The sequence below is a fragment of the Shewanella sp. SM20 genome, from assembly GCF_025654545.1.
In the GTDB taxonomy this organism is placed as follows: Bacteria; Pseudomonadota; Gammaproteobacteria; order Enterobacterales; family Shewanellaceae; genus Shewanella; species Shewanella oncorhynchi.
This window is the reverse complement of record NZ_JAKKRK010000064.1, coordinates 1-23434: the sequence shown is the minus strand read 5'-3', so window position 1 is coordinate 23434 and position 23434 is coordinate 1. Positions and strand designations below refer to the sequence as shown.

At 45.8% G+C, this 23434-nt stretch carries 18 protein-coding genes and 1 rRNA gene; 5 read left to right on the top strand and 14 right to left on the bottom strand.

The features are described from left to right. Both L5M18_RS20330 and gmhB read right to left on the bottom strand, forming a co-directional pair. A 16S ribosomal RNA gene (locus L5M18_RS20330) occupies positions 1 to 181 on the bottom strand; the annotation flags it as partial. Between the two features lie 602 nt (positions 182 to 783). Beyond that, on the bottom strand, positions 784 to 1332 hold the full coding sequence (gene gmhB, locus L5M18_RS20325; RefSeq protein ID WP_263198400.1) for a D-glycero-beta-D-manno-heptose 1,7-bisphosphate 7-phosphatase: 549 nt from the start codon (positions 1330 to 1332) through the stop codon (positions 784 to 786). Positions 1333 to 1798: 466 nt separating this feature from the next. Here gmhB and L5M18_RS20320 point away from each other — a divergent pair, with 466 nt between their 5' ends. After that, the gene (locus tag L5M18_RS20320; protein ID WP_028760950.1) at positions 1799 to 2470 is read left to right on the top strand and encodes a GntR family transcriptional regulator; all 672 of its coding nucleotides are present in this window, start codon (positions 1799 to 1801) and stop codon (positions 2468 to 2470) included. A gap of 91 nt (positions 2471 to 2561) precedes the next feature. Beyond that, positions 2562 to 3629 carry a ketoacyl-ACP synthase III gene (locus L5M18_RS20315; protein ID WP_263178570.1) on the top strand — a complete coding sequence of 356 codons (1068 nt, stop codon included), beginning with the start codon at positions 2562 to 2564 and terminating at the stop codon, positions 3627 to 3629. Positions 3630 to 3717: 88 nt separating this feature from the next. On the opposite strand, the gene L5M18_RS20310 is transcribed toward L5M18_RS20315, so the two are convergent. The 12 genes from L5M18_RS20310 to L5M18_RS20255 form a co-directional block, all read right to left on the bottom strand. Continuing rightward, positions 3718 to 4311, bottom strand: coding sequence for a lecithin retinol acyltransferase family protein (locus tag L5M18_RS20310; protein WP_263138966.1), 594 nt, complete (start codon positions 4309 to 4311; stop codon positions 3718 to 3720). Positions 4312 to 4514: 203 nt separating this feature from the next. Continuing rightward, positions 4515 to 5201 carry an exonuclease domain-containing protein gene (locus L5M18_RS20305; protein WP_263198399.1) on the bottom strand — a complete coding sequence of 229 codons (687 nt, stop codon included), beginning with the start codon at positions 5199 to 5201 and terminating at the stop codon, positions 4515 to 4517. Between the two features lies 1 nt (position 5202). Beyond that, the gene (locus L5M18_RS20300; protein ID WP_263198398.1) at positions 5203 to 7050 is read right to left on the bottom strand and encodes a DUF294 nucleotidyltransferase-like domain-containing protein; all 1848 of its coding nucleotides are present in this window, start codon (positions 7048 to 7050) and stop codon (positions 5203 to 5205) included. Between the two features lie 198 nt (positions 7051 to 7248). Next, positions 7249 to 8985 (bottom strand): sodium:solute symporter family protein, encoded by a 1737-nt coding sequence (locus L5M18_RS20295; protein ID WP_131523557.1) that lies wholly within the window; start codon positions 8983 to 8985, stop codon positions 7249 to 7251. 11 nt (positions 8986 to 8996) lie between these two features. Then, a complete protein-coding gene (locus L5M18_RS20290; RefSeq protein WP_006082142.1) occupies positions 8997 to 9263 on the bottom strand; it encodes a DUF4212 domain-containing protein in 267 nt (88 codons plus the stop codon). 631 nt (positions 9264 to 9894) lie between these two features. Beyond that, positions 9895 to 10515 (bottom strand): thiol:disulfide interchange protein DsbA/DsbL, encoded by a 621-nt coding sequence (locus tag L5M18_RS20285; protein WP_105252156.1) that lies wholly within the window; start codon positions 10513 to 10515, stop codon positions 9895 to 9897. A gap of 121 nt (positions 10516 to 10636) precedes the next feature. Then, positions 10637 to 11500 (bottom strand): NAD(P)-binding domain-containing protein, encoded by an 864-nt coding sequence (locus L5M18_RS20280; protein ID WP_263184821.1) that lies wholly within the window; start codon positions 11498 to 11500, stop codon positions 10637 to 10639. Positions 11501 to 11556: 56 nt separating this feature from the next. After that, entirely contained in the window at positions 11557 to 12762 is a 1206-nt protein-coding gene (locus L5M18_RS20275) for an HD-GYP domain-containing protein (protein WP_263183551.1), read from the bottom strand. A gap of 222 nt (positions 12763 to 12984) precedes the next feature. Continuing rightward, positions 12985 to 13470: a DUF2919 domain-containing protein gene (locus L5M18_RS20270; RefSeq protein ID WP_263183549.1), complete on the bottom strand. Its 486-nt coding sequence runs from the start codon at positions 13468 to 13470 to the stop codon at positions 12985 to 12987. A 248-nt stretch (positions 13471 to 13718) separates the two neighbouring features. Next, entirely contained in the window at positions 13719 to 15776 is a 2058-nt protein-coding gene (gene ligA, locus L5M18_RS20265; protein ID WP_263198397.1) for an NAD-dependent DNA ligase LigA, read from the bottom strand. 89 nt (positions 15777 to 15865) lie between these two features. Next, a complete protein-coding gene (zipA, locus tag L5M18_RS20260; protein WP_263198395.1) occupies positions 15866 to 16939 on the bottom strand; it encodes a cell division protein ZipA in 1074 nt (357 codons plus the stop codon). A 23-nt stretch (positions 16940 to 16962) separates the two neighbouring features. Next, entirely contained in the window at positions 16963 to 20379 is a 3417-nt protein-coding gene (locus tag L5M18_RS20255; RefSeq protein ID WP_263198394.1) for a chromosome segregation protein SMC, read from the bottom strand. Positions 20380 to 20576: 197 nt separating this feature from the next. Here L5M18_RS20255 and cysZ point away from each other — a divergent pair, with 197 nt between their 5' ends. From cysZ to L5M18_RS20240, 3 genes are all read left to right on the top strand, one after another. After that, on the top strand, positions 20577 to 21356 hold the full coding sequence (gene cysZ, locus L5M18_RS20250) for a sulfate transporter CysZ (RefSeq protein WP_263198393.1): 780 nt from the start codon (positions 20577 to 20579) through the stop codon (positions 21354 to 21356). Between the two features lie 177 nt (positions 21357 to 21533). Continuing rightward, positions 21534 to 23204: a DUF5916 domain-containing protein gene (locus tag L5M18_RS20245; protein WP_411569279.1), complete on the top strand. Its 1671-nt coding sequence runs from the start codon at positions 21534 to 21536 to the stop codon at positions 23202 to 23204. Between the two features lie 58 nt (positions 23205 to 23262). Then, positions 23263 to 23434 (top strand): transposase (locus L5M18_RS20240; protein WP_263148087.1); only part of this gene is annotated, 172 nt, incomplete at its 3' end.

Below are 23434 nucleotides of genomic sequence, written 5' to 3'. Positions count from 1 at the left end.
TATGCGGTATTAGCAGTCGTTTCCAACTGTTATCCCCCTCGACTGGGCAGATCCCTAGGCATTACTCACCCGTCCGCCGCTCGCCGCCTCAGGAGTAAACTCCCTTGCGCTGCCGCTCGACTTGCATGTGTTAGGCCTGCCGCCAGCGTTCAATCTGAGCCATGATCAAACTCTTCAATTAAAGTTTTGTTGCTTCCGTCTTGCGACTTCAGCGGCTCAATGAATTCTGATTTTTTGTTTCTCGCACTCTTTATAAAAGAAGGGCTGAAACAAACTGTACATATTACTATGAACACTCATTGTTACATTGATTTAAATTTTTGACTGCCAACCCGCAGGTTAAGCAGTTTCGATTAACTCAACACCTGTGAGTGTCCACACAGATTTGCTTGATAAATTGTTAAAGAGCATAGTTAGCGGCTTATTCAGCGTTTAACCCTTGACCCCGCTGGGTCAGTGGATGCGCATTATAGGGATGTCAGATTTTACCGCAACCCCTTTGGCGCGAATAATTACGAAAAACGATTCAAGCGCACACTTTTTAAACTAAAAGTGTGTTTTAACGCCAATATTATCGAATCTATGCTGAATTAAGGGCAAAGATGAGATTAATCCAGCGCTAGAAATGACAAGAGCCAACCTATTGGTTAGCTCTTTATCTCATGCGAAATAGCTTTACTTCTGATTTCTATCGAACAAGAGCGACAGCTGGCACAGCTTATATCGCAACCTTGGTTGACGAATCAGCCCATGATGAACTGATTATAAGTAGTAGAACTCCAACTAACCCACGCTTTTTAAGTAAGACGGCACATCGGCAATACTGTCGAGTACCACAGTGGCATCACTGTCATCAGCAATAACCTTACCACTGCGCACTAATATACGAGTAGTCACGCCCGCCGCTTTCGCAGCCTGCATATCTTCGGCTTTGTCGCCAACCATGACTGAGTTCGCTAAGTCGATTTTTAAGAATTGCGCCGCATCATTAAGCATACCCGGCTTAGGTTTGCGGCAATCACAATCGACCTTATATTCCCCTATGCCTTTCTCGGCATGGTGTGGGCAATAGTAAATCCCATCGAGCTCTACCCCTTTGTCGGCAAAGTTCCAATCCATCCACTCCGTTAAGCTGTGGAATTGGTCTTCAGTGTACATGCCACGGGCAATACCAGATTGGTTAGTGACGACAACTAACTTGTAGCCCATTTCTTTTAAAGAGAGGCAAGATTCAAACACACCGTCAATATATTCGAAGTCATCCACTAGGTGGACATAACCATGGTCTTTGTTAATCACACCATCACGGTCTAAAAATACTGCTCGACTCACTGTAATACTCCCAAATCGCCTAAGGCGCTATCGCGCTATTATTCCATTCATTATCAGAAATTGCACCGCGAAGTTATGCTTTTAGCGCTAAATTGCACGTTAGTGATATTTCGTGGCTGTACAGGCAAATCTCTATGTACAGCTTGTGTCTATGCGAGATAGTAATTGTCCCACCAAATCAGCGTACAAAAAATCCAGCAGTGAAATGTGTAATTGCACTTTTTAATCAAAATACTCAATCGAAGAAGCTGAACAGCGTTTTTACAAATAATTGCCACTGTTACCATCGAAGCCACTCGCAAGTAATGCGCTTCAAATCGTAAGAGAAAACCACAAAAAACCCCGTCGTTTGGACATTGTTAGTCTCTTAGATGCTGCACTCAATCAAGCATTTCCCTTTATTTGTGGTGTTTTTAACGGTAATCTTGGGCAAATAACGAGAAAATACCCGAAATAGACGGAAATAATGAGTCGAACTACGCCTATCGTCCACAAAACCCGCACCCAGTTAGTTGTGGAAGTGCTCAGAGAGAGAATTCTTTCAGGTGACATAGCCGCAGGAGAACCCCTCAGACAAAGTGCCTTGGCTGAAGCGTTAAATGTCAGCCGTATTCCGGTGAGAGAAGCATTATTGCAACTCGAAGCCGAAGGACTCGTTAAGTTTGAGCCCCATAAAGGTGCGACCGCGACCGTGTTATCCGTCGAACAAGTCACCGAACTTTTTGAATTACGTGCAATGATCGAAACCGATCTGCTTGCGAAAGCGATCCCACGACTTCAAGAGGCTGATTTAGAAAAAGCAGAACGTGTACTCGAGCAATTGGAGTCGGCCTTCAAACATGAAGATGCCGTCGCCAGTTGGAGCGAGTTGAATACGCAATTTCACACTTGCTTATATCAGGCGGCTAATCGCCCACACACCCTTGAGGTTGTTCACGGCCTCAATACTAATTGTGATAGATACATTCGTTTGCAGTTATTGCTCGCGGGGGGAATTCCTGCCGCAGAGCATGAGCACAGGGCTTTGCTCAACCACTGCAAACTGAGAGAAACAGAAAAAGCGACGGCGCTACTGCGTCATCATATTCTGCATGCCGCAATGACAATTCGAGATCTCGTCGCCAAACAGGTGGTCTAGATCACGGACGGCCATTAGAGTTGCCGATAAGCTTTGTTGTCGATTCAAGGCAGCGCTCAGGTTCTGCCTTTTTTATTTGAGAGAAACCACCATGCAGTACGCCACTATCACAGGTTGGGGCAAATGTGTTCCACCAGCCACGCTGACCAACGATGATCTTGCTACCTTTATCGAGACATCCGACGAATGGATCAAATCTCGCACAGGGATCAGCCAGCGCCATATCAGTCATGTAAATACCTCTGAACTTGCTTCAGTTGCAGCACAACGTGCGCTCGCAGCAGCGGGTATTGATGGCAGTGAAATCGACATGATCATTCTGGCCAGTGCCAGCCCAGACACTTTGATCCCAAATATTGCATCCACTGTACAAGCTAATATTGGCGCCAGTTGTGCCGCATTCGATATCAATGCTGCCTGCAGTGGCTTCTTATATGGATTAGGTTTAGCCAGCTCACAAATCAAGAGTGGCCAGAGCAAGAAAGTATTAGTCATTGGTGCTGAACGTTTATCTTTCTATTTAGATTGGTCGCGCCGCGAAACTGCAGTGCTATTTGGTGATGGTGCGGGTGCCGTTGTGGTTGAAGCGACAGATGTTGCCGGTGGCGTGCTCGGTTATGAACTGAATAACGATCCTGAAGGTCGTGATATTCTGAAAGCGGGCTTTGGCACGGCGATGGACAGATTCTCAGCCGACTCATTGGACTTTTTCATTGAATTCGATGGCCAAGAAATCTTCAAGCGTGCGATTAACGGAATGAATAAATTGAGCACTAAAGTGCTTGAAAAATGTGGTGTTGATAAGGATGAAGTGGATCTCGTGATCCCGCATCAAGCCAACGAACGTATTATTGATACCTTAGTTAGCCGAATGAAAATCCCGAAAGAAAAAGCCTTCGTGAACATCGCTAATTATGGCAATACCTCGGCGGCGACGATTCCAATTGCGATTTGTGATGCGTTAGAACAAGGCATTATCAAGCCGAATCAAACCATACTCTCTTGTGCCTTTGGCGCAGGCTTAACCTCTGCCGCACTCTTGCTGCAATGGGGAAGTCGTGTCACACCTATCAATATCAGTGATGCCGAGTTACCGCCTTGTGATAAAACAGGCATAGAGTTAGTCAAACGCGCTGTAGATTATTTTTGTAAGCCGTAAACGGTTTCTGCAAAACGATTACATAGTGTTTCACTAAAACATAAAAGCCATCTTAAGCGATGGCTTTTTTAGTATATGACTACAGAACTTATTCATTCAGCTTGCTAATGATCATCTCATCCCAATAGATAGCTTGATTAAAATGTTCGGCGAGTTTTTGATTTAACTCATTAAAGCCTTTAATCACGCCTTCGCTGCCACTAATACAAGACCAAACAAATCGATGGCAATTGTTGTCGAATAAATCATATTCCCGATACTGATAAATCGCCTGTTCAGCGCGGGGCAACACAGAGTCGGCAATAAGAGGCTGATGTTGGTGATTACAGGCAATATAGATTTGGCTACCGGTCCGTCCCGCTAAAAAACGCTTTACCGATACAGCCCGTACCAGCCCTGAGCCATGTAACTCTACGAGGCAATCATCACCAAGCCAAATGCCAGTATGCTCAATCACGCCAAAAACATAACAACAGACGATACTGCCAGGAATTGGCGATACTGGTTTTAATCCCTTTTGCCATTGACTCGGCGGTGCCACCATAGCGCGCTTGGCAACGGGGTACTTAGGGGCCTTACCGAGTAATCTGTCACGCTCAAGCTGTTGACGCTGCTGGCGCTCATCGGCCAGCAAAACCGCACCGATTACGGCACCACCCACCCAAAGTAAAGGTAACGGCATCATATTCTCCTACACACTCAACTTAGTAGAGTGAAGTACAAGTTGGTTGGATTGCCAAGTTAACGGCAGGTTGAATTCGAACAGAGGATTAAATGTCAACTGAGTTTAGCTTGTCAGTGATTAACCTAAGATGAAATCAAAGTGAAATCAATCCATCTCAAATGGATTCACTCACCACAAAGAGTGATTTCTGTTAACACTGACTAAGTCGATTTTTGCAGTAAATCAGCCACAGTAAGCTTTGCTGCACCGCCCATGGCGGCCATTTGCGCGAGTAATAATTCCCCACAAGCTAAGGCATCGGTCAGCGCGCTATGGGCCGCATAAATAGGTAAACCATAACGCTCGCGACAAGCGCCAAGGCGCAAACTCCCCTCTTTAATCACTGAGTGCTCCCGTAGTAAACGGTGCTTTTCAACTATTAAAGTATCGATTGCAGGTAAAACAAGGGCTTGATGATAAATCGTCAATAAATCCTGCTGTAAAAAACGACAATCTAAACGGGCATGATGTGCCACCAGCACGCGTCCATAGGTTTGATTGATAAACCAGCCCATGGCTTCCTCAATGGTGACGGCTTGTACCAAATGATTATCAAGAATGCCGTGGATCGTCGCACTTTGGCCTACACTACCGCGAATTTGCACTAACTTTTGCTCGGCGCGTGCCAACGGGATCTCACCGCGCTCAATCGGCACCAATCCAATACTGAGAATTTGGTCTTGCTGTGGATTGAGCCCTGTCATCTCCAAATCCATCGCCATTAACGGCGCTTCGGATAACGGCATTGTCAGCAGAGGCAACAGCGACTGATAATAGCCTTTAAATAAATGATGTTGGCAACGCAGCGCCCGCCAATTGAGCTGAGTTTTCAGCAACAATGTATTCATATCAAAAGCTTCGCATAAATTTCATCTTCATCCCCGCCTGCGCCTCATGCACGACTTTAAAAGCGTCACGTAACTGATGACGAACCAGCGAAGATAAATGCCCAGGCAGCAAATAATTACTCACCTCTACCCCTTGATTATGTTGATAACCTTGGTTCGATAACCGCATATGGGCGATAAACTCGTGGGCATCAGCCAAATTGAGCGCATCTTGTCGATTGAGAATATTCGCATCCATCAAGGCACGAATACGTTTTGCAGTATTCACTTCTTTAATGCCCGCAGACAAGGCATAAACACGGGCAATATCGTTGATCAAAGCATTACCCTTATGCTTCAAATCTATGCCTTTAACTTCGCTACCATCCCGCTCGAGTACAAATTTGCGGAAAAATCCAAGCGGCGGCGACTCCACCAGCGAATTGCCAGTCATACCCGCGAGGAAAATATCGTTATCGCGGGTTTGAGCCAAGACTTTATCCTGTAAGGCATCAAACAGGGTTTGTGGACCGTAAACCGATCGCATATCGAAGAAAATACTGGCGTGCATTAACGCCTTAGGCTCAGGCGTTATGACCCATTTTTCAAATACCTGTTGCCACTGTTTGAGTGACATCCGCCATTGGGGATTTTGCGCCATAATATTGCCGGGACAAAATTCATAACCGCATTGATCAAGCCCTGCGCACACGGCATGGGTTAAGGCATCAAAATAACCTTTAGCAAAATCATCCATCTCTTCTGCGACTAACAAGCCATTATCTTGATCTGAACACGCAGCCTGATCTTGTCGTCCCTGCGAGCCAAATGCCAACCAGCAAAAGGCCATTGGCGGTTCACCAAGCAATTGTTGATTGAGCACAATTAATCGCCGCGTCAGCGCATCGGTGACAGAGGTTAACACTCGACCAATTTCTTCAGCTCTGGCATCGGCACTAATAAGATTTTGCAGCAATAGGGGAATTTGCTTACTGACGTCAATTAAACTGGCAAGATCCTGCTGCCGTTCAATCTCACCAATCAACAGTAGCGGTTGTGAGCCCTGCCCGCGCAAGATGTCAGTACTGGTCACCATACCGATAGCTTTATCTTGATCGATAATCGGTAAGTGATGAATGTTATGCTCACTCATCAGCAGCATGGCTTCAAAAATCAATGCATTGGAGGAAATCGAGATAGGTGAAACCGTCATGGCTTGATGCACAGCAACGTTGCCATCAAGCCCTGCAGCTAACACGCGATTACGCAAATCCTTATCGGTTAAGATGCCAACCAATTTATGATTATCCGTCACCAATAAGGACGATACTCGGCGATTTCGCATCAAGAGTGCCGCCTGAGTCACGCTAGCTTGGGCATCAATAACGATGGGAGTGGAAGACATTAACGTGCTGATCCGACTTGTGGTCGTCAGATCCTTTGCCTTAAAGCGGGCCTCATGGCGTAAACGCTTTGCGAAGGCGCGGGTAAAAAACTTATCGAAGTGACGACTCTCACTCCTAAGGCTATCAAACAAGGCTTGGGGCAGATGATAAACTAGACCGTCTTCAAGAATCGCGACTTTATTAACGACTTTTTCCCCTGATAACAAAGTAGAAAAGCCAAAAAACTCACCCTCGCCCACTCTATCCACCAACACGCCGTCAGGATCGCGCACCTCAAAGGCGCCGCTACGCACCATATACAACTTAGGCGAATTCGCGTCGAAATTAACATAACCAGAGGCTTTGCTGTAATACCCAACAGTAACAGCCTTAGCGCAGCGCACGACTACATCCTCAGGCAGAGCATCAAAGGGCAAAAGTCCCTGTAGAAATTGCACTACGGGTTGTAACTCACTGGCATTCATAGGCAACACCTTTTTTAGGCGAATTTTTACTGAGATGTCATCACTATAGCCTGCATTGTCGCTACGCTACATTCGACTAAAGTCAGCCGCAAGCATAATAAAGTGACGCCCCACAGAGTGATAAAGGCTGGCCAAAGAGCCATAAAAAAGAGCGCCGAAGCGCTCTCTTGTGTTGATACTCACCATTACGCTGTAAGGTTAGTGGCCGCTTGCTTCACCCGAACCTTTAGGGAAACGAATCGATTCAACCATCTCCTGAACATGCAGTGGTGTTGCCGCAGTGACTCGACTCACTATCGCTGCTACACCGAAGTTCACTAACATGCCTACCATACCAATACCTTCTGGTGAAATACCCAGGAACCAGTTAGCAGCTATGTTAGCCGTTGGATCAACAAACTTGAAGTAGATGATATAACCAGCAGTAAACAGTAGACCCGTTAACATACCGGCAATCGCACCTTCTTTATTCATTGTCTTAGAGAAAATACCCATAACAATGGCAGGGAACAGTGAGGAAGCCGCTAATCCGAAGGCGAATGCCACCACTGCCGCCACGAAACCAGGAGGGTTCACCCCAAAGTAACCCGCAATCACAATGCCAATACCTGCCGCCAAGCGAGCATATAGCAGCTCTTTTTTATCGGAAAGGTTAGGCATTAAATTCTTTTTCAATAGGTCGTGTGAAACCGACGTTGAAATCACCAATAGCAAGCCTGCAGATGTTGATAACGCAGCTGCTAAACCACCCGCCGCCACGAGGGCGATAACCCAAGCTGGTAAATTAGCGATTTCTGGCGTAGCGAGTACAATGATGTCGTTATCAATCTTCATTTCATTTTTGCTAGCGGGATCTTCAATCTTACCTGACGAATAGTAAATTTTACCGTCGCCATTTTTGTCATCCCACTTAATCAAACCGGTTTTTTCCCAGTTCTTAATCCAATCTGGTGCAGACTCATAAGCCACACCTTTAGAATCGGGACCGTTAATAGTTTCAATCATGTTCACGCGGGAGAACGCTGCTAATGCAGGCACTGTGGTGTACATAATCGCAATAAAAACAAGCGACCATCCTGCAGTGATACGTGCATCTTTCACCTTAGGTACAGTGAAGAAACGCACGATAACATGGGGTAAACCCGCAGTCCCCACCATCAAGGCACCCGTAATACAGAACACATCTATCATGCTCTTAGAACCGTCGGTGTAAGGTGCAAAGCCGAGCTCAACCGAAACGTTATTGAGTTTTTCTAACAAATACACACCGCTATTATTGCCAGCGGCATCCAGTAACTCAGCACCAAAACCAATTTGCGGAACTAAGTGGCCTGTCATCATCACTGAAAGGAAAATAGCCGGAACCATAAAGGCGAAAATCAGTACGCAGTATTGGGCAACCTGAGTGTAGGTAATCCCTTTCATACCACCGAGTACCGCGTAGAAGAACACGACCGCCATACCGATATATACGCCAGTATCCACATCCACTTCAAGGAAACGCGAGAACACAACACCCACGCCACGCATTTGCCCTGCAATATACGTAAAGCAAATAAAGATAGCACAGATAACCGCGACTGTACGTGCCGCCTGTGAGTAATAACGCTCACCGACGAAATCTGGCACAGTAAACTTACCAAATTTACGTAAATACGGTGCCATACAAAGGGCAAGCAATACGTAACCGCCCGTCCAGCCCATCAAGTACACGCTACCATCGTAACCGACGAAAGACACAATACCCGCTAACGAAATAAATGACGCCGCTGACATCCAATCTGCCGCCGTTGCCATACCGTTCACCACGGGGTGAACACCGCCACCAGCAACATAGAACTCTTTGGTTGAACCCGCACGGGTCCAGATTGCAATCCCAATGTAGAGCGCAAATGAGAGCCCTACGATAATATATGTGAGTGTTTGAACATCCATCTCAAAGCTCCTTAGTCTTCTTGTACGTTATATTTTTTATCTAAGGCGTTGGCTTTTGCCGCGTAGACAAAGATAAGCGCAACGAATACATACATAGATCCCTGTTGTGCAAACCAGAAACCTAATTTGAATCCCATGAAATGGACTTCATTGAGTACATCAACCAATAAAATGCCGCATCCAAAAGAAACTGCCGCCCAAATGGCTAATAAGCTCAGTACGAGACGAATATTCTCGCGCCAATAACCCTTTGCCTTGTCGTTGTTTTCAAAACCCATAGTGACTCCCCTGTGCTGTTTTAATTTTAAGTCATGTTTAATCTAGCAACAGCTGGTGTGAGCACAATCACGACTTTCGTCTAACCCGTGATTCAAAACACTGTCTGTAAATAGCGAATAGAAAGAAATTCAAAGAGTTAACAATGATATTACATTTTGATGCGGTTTTAACTTTTTTAACAGGTTAGACCAATGTCGAACATGAATGAGTGGGATGTGAATGGAGAAAGAGGATTTTCATCCAATAAATAGAAATAACTTATTGTCTGAACTAGGGAAATTAGAAATTTAAATGACCTTTAATACGGCTCTAGACTGGCTAAAAATCAGATAATTGAGATTTTTAGCCTAGATTATTGAGAATTTTAATCATGAGTTCCTCAATTAATTAGAGACGTTAAATCTCTCATCAAACCTAGGTCAGCCCAATTGCTTACCGTTTTATTTCATCATGTCATTTCGTCAAAATGTTAGGGTTTGACTCATAGCCACCTTGCAGGTTAACAACAAAAAATAACCCAGCCTATGCTGGGTTACTCAATCTACTTTGAGGAAACGTGACTAAAGGTTACTCGCAAAAAGCTACTTTCATCGCATGATAAATCACATGCCGTCCGTCTATAAAATGCCGTTACTTCGCAGCTAAAAACTTCACTAACGCCGCCAATTCTTCTGCGGTATGTGCGGTTGAGGTCAGCATATAACGGCCATTAACCAGTAATGACGGTACCCCCTTGATCCCAGCAAGCTCAGCTTGAGAGTCATAATTCATTAGGGTGAATTTAGCATCGACGGAATTCATCGCGGCATCGACATCATCTGCCTTAGCGCCTTGGGCAAGGAAAAAGGCTTTTACTTGCTCAAGGGTGGTAAATTGCTCACCTTTCTCATGAATTTGCTTAAAAATGGCACCATGGGTTTGCTTAGTCATCTTTAATTTTTGCGCCATATAATAGGCAAACTGGCTCAATTCCCAAGCAGGACGACCTGCACCAACGGGGGTACGCTCAAAGGCCACATCTTTACCAAGCAGCTTTACTGTCGACTCAATGAGCGGTTCTTGCTTATAACAATGTGTACAGTTATAAGAAAAAAACTCCCGCAGCACTGGCTTTTGCGTTTCGGTAATGCCCGCCACAGTGACATAATCCTTGCCTTCTTCGAAACTTGCAGCCTGCAGGGCAAAACTGGCACTCAGCATTAATCCGCACGCAAATACTGCTATAGGTCGAACTCGATTAAATACGCTCATTATATTGTCTCTTTTTATTCGTCATTTGCTTAAATAAGGATTACACATTTGCTCAAGCAAATTTGGAACCCAAAGATAACCTAAAAGTTCGACTTTTACCTTTTACAGTAATGAACCTTTCTCAACATGCCGCTAGCATATCCAGCGGCGAAACATACTGATATCGAAAGCCTAAATCTGTGACAATCGCGTCAGCTTGGATGACTTTACTCGGCATAGATTGTTGATTAAATTCTGGCGCGACTAAACCTAGAGATTCGGCAGCAGTTTGATAAAACTCAGCTTTAGTCGGATGTGAAGGTGCGCAAAGATTATAAATCGGTGCCACTGATAATCCAGAATGAGTTGCCGCGAGAATGGCGCTAACGGCGCGCACACAGTCGCTAAGATGGACTAAATTTACTGCGACATTCGCCCCACTCACATCGGTTTTTCCAGCAAGAAAACGCCCAGGATGACGTTTAGGACCAACGAGTCCAGCAAAACGAACGATACAGGTATGGGGCAATGCTTGAAATAAAGCTTCAGCATCTAACAGCACTTGGCTATCACTTGATTCTGCCATCGCATCGGCTTCTGTCATCAATTTATCTTGGGTCGGATATACGCCCGTAGTGCTGATAAACACAAGCCGCTGATATTGCCAGCCTTGAGTTAATACGATGAGTTGTTGTAATTCTTCAAGATAAGCTGCATTACCACGCTTTAATCGGGGAGGAATATTGACCACTAAATAATCGGTCTGAAATAAACCGCTTAACGCCTGAGCATCGGGGGCAGAGGATGCTTCGTGGCCCAATTGCAGCGGATAGGCTTCAATCCCGACTTCAGTTAATACCGATAATTCTTCGGCACTCCGCTTACAGCCAGTGACTCGATAGCCCTCATGGACAAGTTGCTTTGCCAAAGCAAAACCAAACCAACCACAACCGACCAAAGCAACACTGGATTTTACTGCGCTGTTTTCTGCTTTTACATTCGCCATATTAGCCCTAAGGGAATCACATCAGCGGATAGAATACGGAACTTAGCGTATAAGATTCAAGTTTGTAGCGAACTAAAATAAAAACTAATCCCTTTATCGACTTGTAATGTACGAATAGCCCCCTCGGACAACTCTTCCGCCTTGATGGCTTTTTGTACTGTCACGCCTTCATTACTTAAAAAACGCAGCGATGGTTCACTGCCATCCTCTTTGCAGGCCCACACTTGGGGTTGACTCACATCTTTAGTCGTCATCATGACTTTTGCGATACAGCCATCGGAGAGTTTCACTATGGTTCCTGGTGGATAAATACCGAGAATTTTAACCAAAATAGCGATTAAAGATTCGGCATGTTTAGTGGCCCGATTCTTAAACAAATAACCTAAAGCGACTTGAGGGGAGGATATTTGTTGACCACTGAGCTGTTGATCGTAGTCATTTGCCAAACTTACGATCTGCGTAATGATAGGAATTTTATGGTCAGTTAACCCATCAGGGAAACCTGAACCGTCAATAAACTCATGGTGGTGTAGCACAATGTGGAGTACTTCTTTTGGGAATAATCCGGAACGATTGAGCATGTCATAGGCGAAATTAGGGTGCATTTGCAGATAATTTGACTCATGAGGCGTTAAGGCTCCACGCTTACGGCGAATAACATCAGGTACCTTAAGTTTACCAATATCATGTAACAAACTACCAAGAGCAATATCACGCAGTTCCCTTGGACTTAAATCCAGTGCATGGCCCATCATCATTGCTAATACTGCCACGGAGACGCCGTGCTGGGTCACACTGACATCGTTATCATCCATTCCAACCAAAGTGAGGAAAGGTTTTTCAACTTCCTGTAGATGGCTGAGCAAGTCTTCTACCAATGACGCCGACAATCGATAGGCACCTTCGGGATCACTGGCTATCTTGCCAAATACATTTCTGCAGTTATTTACGTTCTCAAGGAAACGTTTTTGGCTTAAACGTATCGCCTTACGGGTATCGGCCTTAAGATCTCGCTCAGGTGGAACTTCAATTTCATATTCAACATCCTTATCTTCCCTAACTGTCTCCGATCCGCGATTCAATTCAGATAACAAAAAAACATAGGGAACACCTAAGCCACGGATCATTTCGATTTGAGCGGCACTGCTAATATCAACACGGTTAAATAAAAAAGGGTGGTTCGTCCATGACAAAGGCAACTTGACTCTCATGCCAAGTTGAATTTCTGACAGTAACAACTTTTTTTGAGGTACTTTTGCCACGCAATATGACTCCTTTCAAATGTAATGTGGGTATAAACAGATGGCCTCATCTGCGTATCCAACAGGGCACATTTAAGCTAAGTACATATAACTATAGATGATTCAAAGAATTCAATGGCGAAATAAGGTAAAAATCCTTATCAAACTGAGGGATAGAACACATCGTCATGTGCCCCACCGCTCAGATCTAAATAAAGTTATTATATAACAATACGATAAAAACTAAGGCTGAAGTTCTTTAGCTTCTTCTTTTGGCCAATCACGGAGGTAATAACTGAGTCGCTTCGATTTAATAAGATAAATACTCGACCAAAACAACATTAAAGCATCTAAAGCAAGACTCCAATGAAACAGAAATTGGCCATGGAACAATCGCTGACCCAACAAAACGCCATCAATAATCAACAGCAACCACAACCCCCATTTTAAATGCACAAAAATCGGTCTTAACCATTGGGGCGAACGTCGACGTTCAGCTATCACCACAAGATAAATCAAAACCGCGCCAAGTCCCGCACCGAGTGCTAGCAAAAAATCTGACTTTTCAGGGTAAAAAATCCGCACTAACTCAGAACGATCACCCATCTGAGTCAGCGAGGCGATAAAAATACACCAACCACGCGCGAGATAAGCCAAAAGCGCATATAAAAAGATGGGCGGTTTAATGTGGCCTTTATCATCGAGCCAAGTGATGTGACTAAAATTCAAATAGGTTTCCAATCAGCAAAATCTAAAACAGCATATCAAGGAGATGGTGCCAATCGCAGTTAATTCAATAGCCAAAGCAGATAATCTTTCCGCACCTTGATTATTTTCAGACAAAAAAATAGCGCCTTGGGCCAGGCACTATTTAATATCGGCTATTCGGCGGTATTCACTCCTCGATACAAGGCTGCAGCCGCTACAGCCAGCATTGAATCAACATCAAGCCAACGCCCTCTCTCAACTGACGCCAATCAAGCGTTCGCGGCGAGAAGTGCTAACAGCTCGTCTTCATCCATCACTTTAACACCAAGCTCCTGCGCTTTAGCCAGTTTTGAACCTGCCGCCTCACCTGCCACTAAACAATCGGTATTTTTGGAGACACTGCCTGCCACTTTCGCCCCCAGCGCCTGCAACTGAGCTTTAGCATCATTGCGATTGAGCTGATTTAAGGTGCCAGTCAATACCCAAGTTTGGCCTTTAAGCGGCTGAGCATCTGCACTAGGTGCTTGAATGGCGGGCCAATGAACACCAGCAGCAACTAAAGCATCAATAACTTCAAGGTTATGGGGCTGGGCAAAAAAATGGGCCACATGCTGGGCAACGACAGCACCAACATCTTCTACTTCAGTTAACTGCTCCACAGTTGCCTCCCGCAGCGCATCTAGACTGGCAAAGTGCGCCGCCAGGTTTGCTGCCGTCGCCTCGCCCACTTCGCGAATACCTAAGCCATATAAGAAACGCGCGAGAGTGGTGGTTTTGGCTGCTTCAATCGCGGCAGCTAAATTGGTTGCCGACTTCATCCCCATGCGGTCAAGCATAGTCATCATGGAAGCGGTGAGCTTAAACAGATCCGCAGGACTTTGAACTAACTCTTTATCAATCAATTGCTCAACGACTTTGTCGCCCATACCATCGATATCTAAAGCCTTGCGGGATGCAAAATGCTTAATCGCTTCTTTACGCTGCGCTTCGCAGAATAAACCACCGCTACAGCGAGCCACAGCCTCACCTTCTAGGCGCTCGACTAAACTGCCACACACAGGGCAATTATGCGGAAATACAATGTCTGTCGCCGTTTCAGGGCGTCTTTCGGGCACTATGGCAACAATTTGTGGGATCACATCGCCAGCGCGGCGGATGATCACAGTGTCACCGACCTTAATGCCTAAGCGGGCAATTTCATCGGCATTGTGCAGCGTCGCATTTGATACAGTGACGCCACCAACAAACACTGGCTTTAAGCGTGCCACTGGCGTGACAGCACCTGTGCGGCCCACTTGAAAATCAACGCCTTCAAGTTGGGTCATTTCTTCCTGTGCGGGGAACTTATAAGCAATCGCCCAGCGGGGTGATTTAGCCACAAAGCCTAAACGTTGCTGCTGGGCAATGTCGTTAACTTTCATCACTACGCCATCGATTTCAAAGGCTAAATCACCGCGACGGCTGAGAATATCTTTGTAGTAGTCATAGACTTGGCTTAGTTCAGCGCAGACTTTAATTTCGCTACTTACGGGTAAACCCCACGATTTAAGCTGTTGCAACTGTTCGAAATGGGTTTTAGCTAACGGATGGGAATCCGGCTCCACCACACCGAGCGCATAGGCATAAAAAGCCAATGAACGGGCAGCAGTAATTTTACTGTCAAGTTGTCGCAAGCTACCGGCTGCTGCGTTACGCGGATTCACGAAGAGTTTTTCATCTTTGGCGCGCGCCCTGTCATTCAAAGCTTCAAAAGCGGCTTTTGGCATAAAAGCCTCGCCGCGCACTTCAACGAGCTCGGGAAAATCATGACCACGTAATTTAAGCGGGATCGATTTAATGGTTTTAACATTTTCAGTGATGTCTTCACCCACTGAACCATCGCCGCGCGTCGCCGCACGCTCGAGCACACCATGCCGATACAAGATACTCACGGCAAGGCCATCGAGTTTAGGCTCACAACAAAAGCTCACCTCACCCACTTTATCGGTGACACGCTTATGGAAAGCACTGAAATCCGCCTCATCGAAGGCGTTATCTAAACTCAACATAGGCTTAAGGTGCGTGATTTGATCAAATTTGGCGAGCGCTAATCCGCCCACCCTTTGAGTCGGTGAATCAGCGACAATCAAATGGGGATACAAGGCTTCTAACTTGAGTAAACGCTGCATCAACCTGTCGTACTCAGAATCGGTAATGCTCGGAGCATCGTCCACATAGTAACGAATGTTGTGCTCGTTCAGCGATTGGCTGAGCGCCTGCATCACCTGCGATGCGTTTTCTGGGGTGACGTCTTTAGACAGAAGTGTATCGATTTGAATGTCTTGCATATTCTTTATCCAGAATTCTTTAGATCACAAAAAATGAGGCCGCAATAGCGGCCTCATCAATCTATTAACCGCCAAGTTGCGGTGTCGGCTTAAGCGTTAGCGCGAATGCGGTGTAAATAATCTTGCTTAGTGAACTCACCCCAAGGTTGGCGTTGTCCGTCAAGCACGACCGCATCGATATCATCCGCAAGTTGGCGCGCCGAGTTAAGCATAATTGAAAAGTTCATTAGGGCGTCACCGTAACAAGGCAAAGTCATGAAAAACACCACACCTTGGGTACTGAACTGCTCCATATTATCCGGATCAAACACACCAGGCTTTAGCATATTCGCTATCGAGAACAATACTTTACCATTGCCAGCATTATCCACATGGCGATGGAAAATATTCATATCGCCATATTTAAAATTCAAGGTTAAGAAACAAGGCAGCAATTCGGCGCCGTTAAGCTGTAGGCCCTCTTTAGCGACCACGTGTAATACCAGTACGTCGCGTGGTTCACCTAACTCATCTTCAGCGGCTTGTTCGGCAACCTCTTCTTGATAGCTATCTTCTTTATATTCATTTTCGTCAAACAAGGCCGTTTGCTGCGGAGCTGCACTACGTAACGCATGTTCCTGCTCAGCCGCTTTTTGCGCGACGATAGCCGCATGGGATTGACCCATTGGCGGAGTTTGCGTGCTCGCTTGAGTGTTCAAGACGGGCTCTTGACGCGAGACTTTCGGGCCACGGTGTTGCTCTTTTGCCACGGGTGGCTGCAAGCTAAAATCAGGCTGAGCTGTCACTGGCTCGTGTTTAGGGCCAACTTTCAACTCTGGTTTAAATTCTGTTGATTTAAACTCTTGTGGTTTAAATTCAGGCTTAGGTTCTAGCTTTACTTCCTGCTTCAAATAAGGGTTGGCCGCAGGAGTTTCGTTGTTAGGTGCAAGTTCACCGGCTTTGCGCACGCGTACGGCGCCAATACCATCGGCATCAAACCCTTCTGAATCGATCCGCTTCGGACTCGTCTCACCTTTCTCAGCCTGTTTCTTATAAAAGTTGCTCATTGGGCTATCTTTCAATGATTTAGGCTGTTGTCTTCTGATAGACCAAAATCCATGCACCAGCACAGCAACTATGGCTATGGCGCCTAAAACGAACAATACTAGTTGCAAATCTTCCATTGGTTACCCTGTCTTTCTTCTAGTTATCCAGCGTCAGCCATCGCCACCGCTTGCTCTATGTCTACCGCAACTATACGAGACACACCTGGCTCGTGCATAGTCACGCCAATAAGTTGATCCGCCATTTCCATGGTTATTTTGTTATGGCTGATATAAATAAACTGTACGCTCTGTGACATTTCTTTTAGCAATCGACAGAAACGTTCTACGTTGGCATCGTCTAATGGCGCATCCACTTCATCTAACATACAGAAGGGAGCAGGATTCAGCCTAAAAATGGCGAATACCAATGATAAAGCGGTTAAGGCTTTTTCACCACCCGAAAGAAGATGGATTGTGCTGTTCTTCTTCCCCGGTGGTTGGGCCATGATAGTCACGCCCGTTTCTAGCAAATCGTCGTCAGTTAACGCTAAATAAGCTCGGCCGCCACCAAACACTTTCGGAAATAAGCGTCCGAGATCTTCGTTGACTGAATCAAATGTCGTCTTAAAGCGGCTTCGGGTTTCCTTATCTATTTTACGGATCGCTTCCTCTAAGGTTGCAAGCCCTTTATTTAAATCGTCATCTTGATGATCAAGATAAGATTTTCGCTCACTTTGCTGTTCAAATTCTTCGATCGCCGCAAGGTTAATGGCACCTAAACGAACAATTTTCTGCCGTATTTGATCTAAATCACTCTGCCACTTGTCTGGCATCCCCTCTGCGGGCAAGTTTCCAAGGATTTCAGACAGAATGATTTGCTGTTCCTGTAAGGCTTCCAGCTGACTATTCGCTTGGCCTTTTATTCCTTCACGACGTAACTTTAACGTGCTCAGGCTTTGAGTCAAGTCCTCAAGCTTACCAAGCTCTTGTTTTTGCTTTATTCCTATACGGTTTAATGTGTCTGTGAGCACACTTTGCTGCTGACGAACCTCTTTTAAGCCCTGTTGTTGCTCATGTTGTTGCTTTAGTAACTGCGTTAACTGCTCAGTCAGTTGCACACTATTTTGCACCCCACTCAATTGGGCAACTTTGGCAAGTTCTGTTAACACAGACTCGCGGGAGTGGATGAGTTCATTGACACGCACTTGCTGTAATTCAATTTGCTCCGTGCTCACGGCCATGCGCATAGTCACGGCTTGCAAACCCGTCGCAGTGGCTGATAATTGACGTTCAACCTCAGTAATACGCCCTTTTAATGCTTGATGGCGCGCACTATCGGCCTGTGTGTCTTGGATGAGTTGCCGCTGAATATCTTCACTAGCCTGCAGCGTCTCATCGAGCTCCATTTCTTGTTCTGCTAATAATTCGCATTGCTCGCTTAAGCGTTCAATATCAATCAAACTCGCACTTAAAGCCGCATCGAGTTTACTTTGCTGTTCGACACGCGCCTTCACTTGCTCGATTAAACCACTAAGCTGCATCGACTTAGTCGCTTTGTCTAACTGCAATTGATGTAATTTTTGCGCGCCATCGGTCAGTTGCAGTCTTTGTTGCTGCAAAATAGCCGCAAGATCTGTCATCTTGTCTTGCCGAATCTGCAGGGATTGTTGCAAATCGAGGATATTTTGCGCTAACTGAGCTTGCTCTTTACTGAGTTGCACCAGTGACTGGGCGCCCTCTGTTTTAGTGATTAAAAAACCTTGCCCCAGTAGATAACCGTCGGCAGTGACAATCCGTTCATCGGATGTTAGCTGTGGCAGCAGTTCTTTAGCTGCATGGATATCCTTTGCCCACTTCAGCCCCGCTAACCAAGGGGCGAGATTCACCTTAGCCTGTAAAAATTCACTTTGGCTTGATTGTGACGCTAATGCTTGAAACCCCATTTCAGTTTCAGTGACGCCAACGGGCAAGGTCAACAAGCCATTTAGGGCGAGTTCGGCCGCAGTTTCCCAACCATTTTCAACGGTTAAACTCTGCCATAACTGCGGTTTATCACTCTGCTGTTCTTGCTTAGTCAACCACTGTTCAACCAGCTCATGGCGCGCTTTAGTCGCGGTTAATTGCTGCTGAATTTGCTCAGCGCTATGGCGGGCTTCATCTAAGGCTTGCGTACTTGCACTTACACTTTGTTCTTGCTGATGATTAATTTCATTTTGCAGTGTGAGCGCATCATCCAAAGACTCAATATCTTGCTGCAATGGTGTAATACTCGATGCGAGATCACCGTCCATTAACGCCGAAAGTTGCGCCTGCTGCTCACGACTTTGCTGCTGTTTGTGTTGCAGTAATTGCTGCTGATGCGCTAACTGGCTGCGACGCAGTTCAAGCTGCAACTTATGCTGAGAAACATCCGCTGCCTGTTGGCGCGCCACTTCGGCCTGCTGCTGACTGCGTTCAATACTCATTTCCCATTGGGATTGCAGCTCATCCATGATCTCTTGTTGCTCATCATGCTGTGGCCCAAGTTTGGCAAGCTCAAGCTCTAACGCGCTAAGACTCGCTTTATAGCCGTTAAGCTTGTCGGTATTTTGTTGGATCTGCTCTTTGACTTGCGCCAACTGGGTTTCGAGCTGGGCGTCGCGCTGCTTTTGATTCTGTAGCTGTTGCTCTAACTTAGCGATTTCAGTACCGGTCAGATAATAGGCTTCAACGGCTCGCTGCTCTTGCTCCGCCAATTGCGCGAGTTGCACTTGCAGTTCAGTGGTTTGTAATTCATCTGTTTGCGCGAGTGACTGCGCCGCCGCTTGCTGTACTTCAATAGCACTTATCTGCTCAGATAGACTCGCCATCTGAGCTTGCAACTCTTGATAGCGCATCACAAGGAGTTCAGCATGGGTCTTACGCTCGGCCTGTTTAAGCTCACGATATTGTTTAGCGGCTTTAGCCTGCTGCGCGAGTTTATCTAACTGCTTACCGAGTTCACTGCGAATATCGCCCAAACGCTCGAGGTTTTCGCGGGTATGGCGAATACGGTTTTCAGTTTCGCGCCGACGCTCTTTATAGCGGGAAATCCCGGCGGCTTCCTCAATAAAGGTGCGCAAGTCTTGGGGTTTAGATTCAATCAGGCGGGAAATAGTGCCTTGCTCGATAATGGCATAACTGCGCGGGCCAAGACCTGTGCCCATAAACAAGTCGGTAATGTCTTTACGACGACACTTTTGACCATTGAGAAAATACCAAGACTCACCGTCGCGGCTCACTTGACGCTTAACGGCGATTTCTTCATAACTGGCATACTGACCAGCGAGGCGACCCTCTTTGTTTTCAAAAATAAGTTCAACCCCCGCCACAGACACAGGTTTTCGCGCGCTTGAACCGTTAAATATCACATCAGCCATAGAATCACCGCGTAGGTGCTTCGCCGAGCTTTCACCGAGCACCCATCGCACGGCATCGATCACGTTCGATTTGCCGCAGCCATTTGGGCCAATAATGGCGGTTAATGCCTGTAAAAAAGGAATTTTTGTGGGATCGACAAACGACTTAAAGCCGGCAAGTTTTATCTGTTTTAATCTCATGGTGCCAGTTAGCGCGTCTCTGAAGTCTGGCCCGAAAATAAGCCAAGCGGTGTAAATGCATTTATCGGCCAACTTTAACAAAGCAGGCAGCATTTTGTAACGCTTTTTATTGAATTCATGCGGCTTTTAGCTTGTCATCTGTCCATGAGTTGATCACAATCGCATATAGCTGTCGCTTAACTTTTTGGAAAAACGATATGACACCGAAAAAAACCTTGCCCTTCCCAGCCAAAAGTGGCGTTAATTATTTTCTCGATGGCTTTGGTTTAATCACACGTAAAGGCCTGCGCACTTTTGTATTTATTCCGTTAATGATTAACCTTCTGCTGTTTGCTGGCGTCATTTATGTAGCCATAGGCCAGCTAGATACGCTATTCACTTGGATGAATGCCCAGCTCCCTGAGTACTTAAGCTGGTTAAACTTTTTGCTTTGGCCACTCGCCGTCACCACTATGCTGGTGATGCTTGCTTTTGTATTTAGCTCCGTCATGAACTGGCTCGCTGCCCCCTTTAATGGTCTGTTGGCTGAAAAAGTCGAGCAGCTATTAACTGGTAAGCAGCTGAATACCGGTTCTGGTATTGATTTAATCAAAGACTTACCGCGTATCCTTGGGCGTGAGTGGATCAAACTCAAATACTATCTGCCCCGCGCACTGGTATTTTTGTTATTGTTTTTAGTGCCTATGGTAGGCCAGACGCTGGCGCCGATTTTATGGTTTCTGTTCAGCGCTTGGATGATGGCGATTCAGTACTGCGATTATCCCTTCGATAACCACAAGGTCAGTTTTAAAGATATGCGCTTTGCCTTGAATCAAACCCGTGGCACTAGTTTTAGCTTTGGCGCCACTGTGACGCTATTTTCGATGATCCCCATAGTCAACTTTATCGTCATGCCAGTGGCGATTTGTGGCGCAACGGCCATGTGGGTCGATAAGTATCGTGAAGCGTATCGCAACCATGCCATCGCACCCGAGTAGTAACAGCAGCAGTGCTGAGTCATGGCTCAGCACTGCTCCCCAATTTTTTTAGCCCCAATAATCCAATCATGTTTCGCCTCGTTAAAATCAACGCAAACCTTGTAACAATTACTCGCTATTGTTAACTTCACGTTTTCTGGCAAAATGCGCGCCACGAATGTGTTATTTGAGTCTTTTTTGTTGAAATCAATCTTAGCCATCATCTTATCTAGTCTTACTTTTCTACCTGTAACTTGCCTTGCTGGCTATGCCAGCCAATTTCAGTTAGCCATTCCAACACTTAACAGTGCTGCCAATATTGACGGTGAGTTGGACGATGCCATTTGGCAACAAGCCGCAGTCACAGAGCTCAAATATGAAACCCAACCAGGGGAAAATATTGCCGCATTAGTGAAAACCGAGGCGCGAGTCTATGCGACTAAAACCAGTCTTTTTGTGGCATTTATTGCCAAAGACATTAATCCCAAACTCATTCGAGCAACACTTAAGGACAGAGACAAGCTGTGGAGTGATGATTTAGTCGGAATTAAACTCGATACTTTTAATAATGCCCGTTTAGCATACCAATTTTTTATTAATCCCCTTGGCGTGCAATTAGACTCAATTGAAAACGAATTAACGGGTGAAGAAAGCGAAGCATGGGATGGTATTTGGAAATCCGCAGGCAAGATCACCGCCGATGGCTATCAGGTCGAAGTCGAGTTACCACTGAGACTGTTTAACTTTGACGACAAGAAAAGCCTGCAAGAATGGGGCTTTGAGTTAATTCGTTATTATCCACGCAATGAAAAACATCGCCTATCGACCCATAAGATTGACCGTAATACGAGTTGTCAACTTTGTCAGTTAGGTGTGGCTTCTGGCTTGGCGGGGGCAGAACAAGGACAGGATGTACAAATCACCCCGACTTTTATCGCCAACCGTAACGAACATAAACAGGCGGATGGCTGGGAAGCTGATAACAATCTCGAGCCAGGTGTAGACTTGCGCTGGGGCATTAATTCCAGCACCTTACTCAATGCCACCATTAATCCCGATTTTTCCCAAGTGGAATCCGATGCTGGCCAGCTCGATGTGAACAGCACTTTCTCCTTGTTCTATGATGAGAAACGGCCGTTTTTTTTGGATAATAAAGACTATTTCGACACACAGGTAAATCTGCTGCACACCCGCAATATTGTTGCACCTGACTATGGTATCAAACTGACAAGTAAGAGCGATGATCACACTTTAGCTCTGCTAGCAAGTAACGATAGCCAAACCACGTTTTTAGTGCCGGGAAATTTAAGCTCAGAGGTTGCCTCGCTTGATCAAGAAAGTTTGAACCTTGCGGGACGTTATCGTTTCGACATGAGCAAAACCTTCTCCATCGGCGGATTACTTACCGCGAAAACAAGCAGTGACAACACTCACAATGGTGCAGCAAATGCCCCCCATAATGGGATCAACAGCCAACCCGATTACCACAACTATGTCATTAGTCTGGATGCGAAATATCAACCAACACCACAGGACAGTTTCACTGCGCAAGTGGCCCAATCGGATACTCAGTACCCCACTGGAGTCTATCGTCAATTTTGTACTGACACTGAAAAGGCCCCTAGTAATGGGTTGCCCTGTGGCCAATCTCAGCTTGATTGCGAACTCGGTCACTGCCAACTCAACGAACAAGTATTACGTAGCCAATCTGATAGCCGCTTTGGCGGCAATTTATATCAGTTAACCTTTAAGCACGAAGAACGAAATTGGTTTGCTTACAGTGAATACAACGCCGTTGATCCCGATTTTCGTGCCGATTTAGGCTTTGTCGAAAAAATCGATTACCGCACCTTTGTAGTGGCACACTAATTTTGGCCACCTAAATAGAGGTGATATTATTACCTCGTAGATGACTTTAGGTGAACACATGAGATCGACAACCAGAAAAACATTTAGTGCTGAATTCAAACTTGAAGCAGCCCAATTAGTCCTCGATAAAAACCATAGCATCATCGAAGCTGCAAAGGCGATGAACGTAGGTAAGTCCACTATGGATAAATGGGTGAGACAGTTAAAACTAGAACGCCAGGGTGGCACAC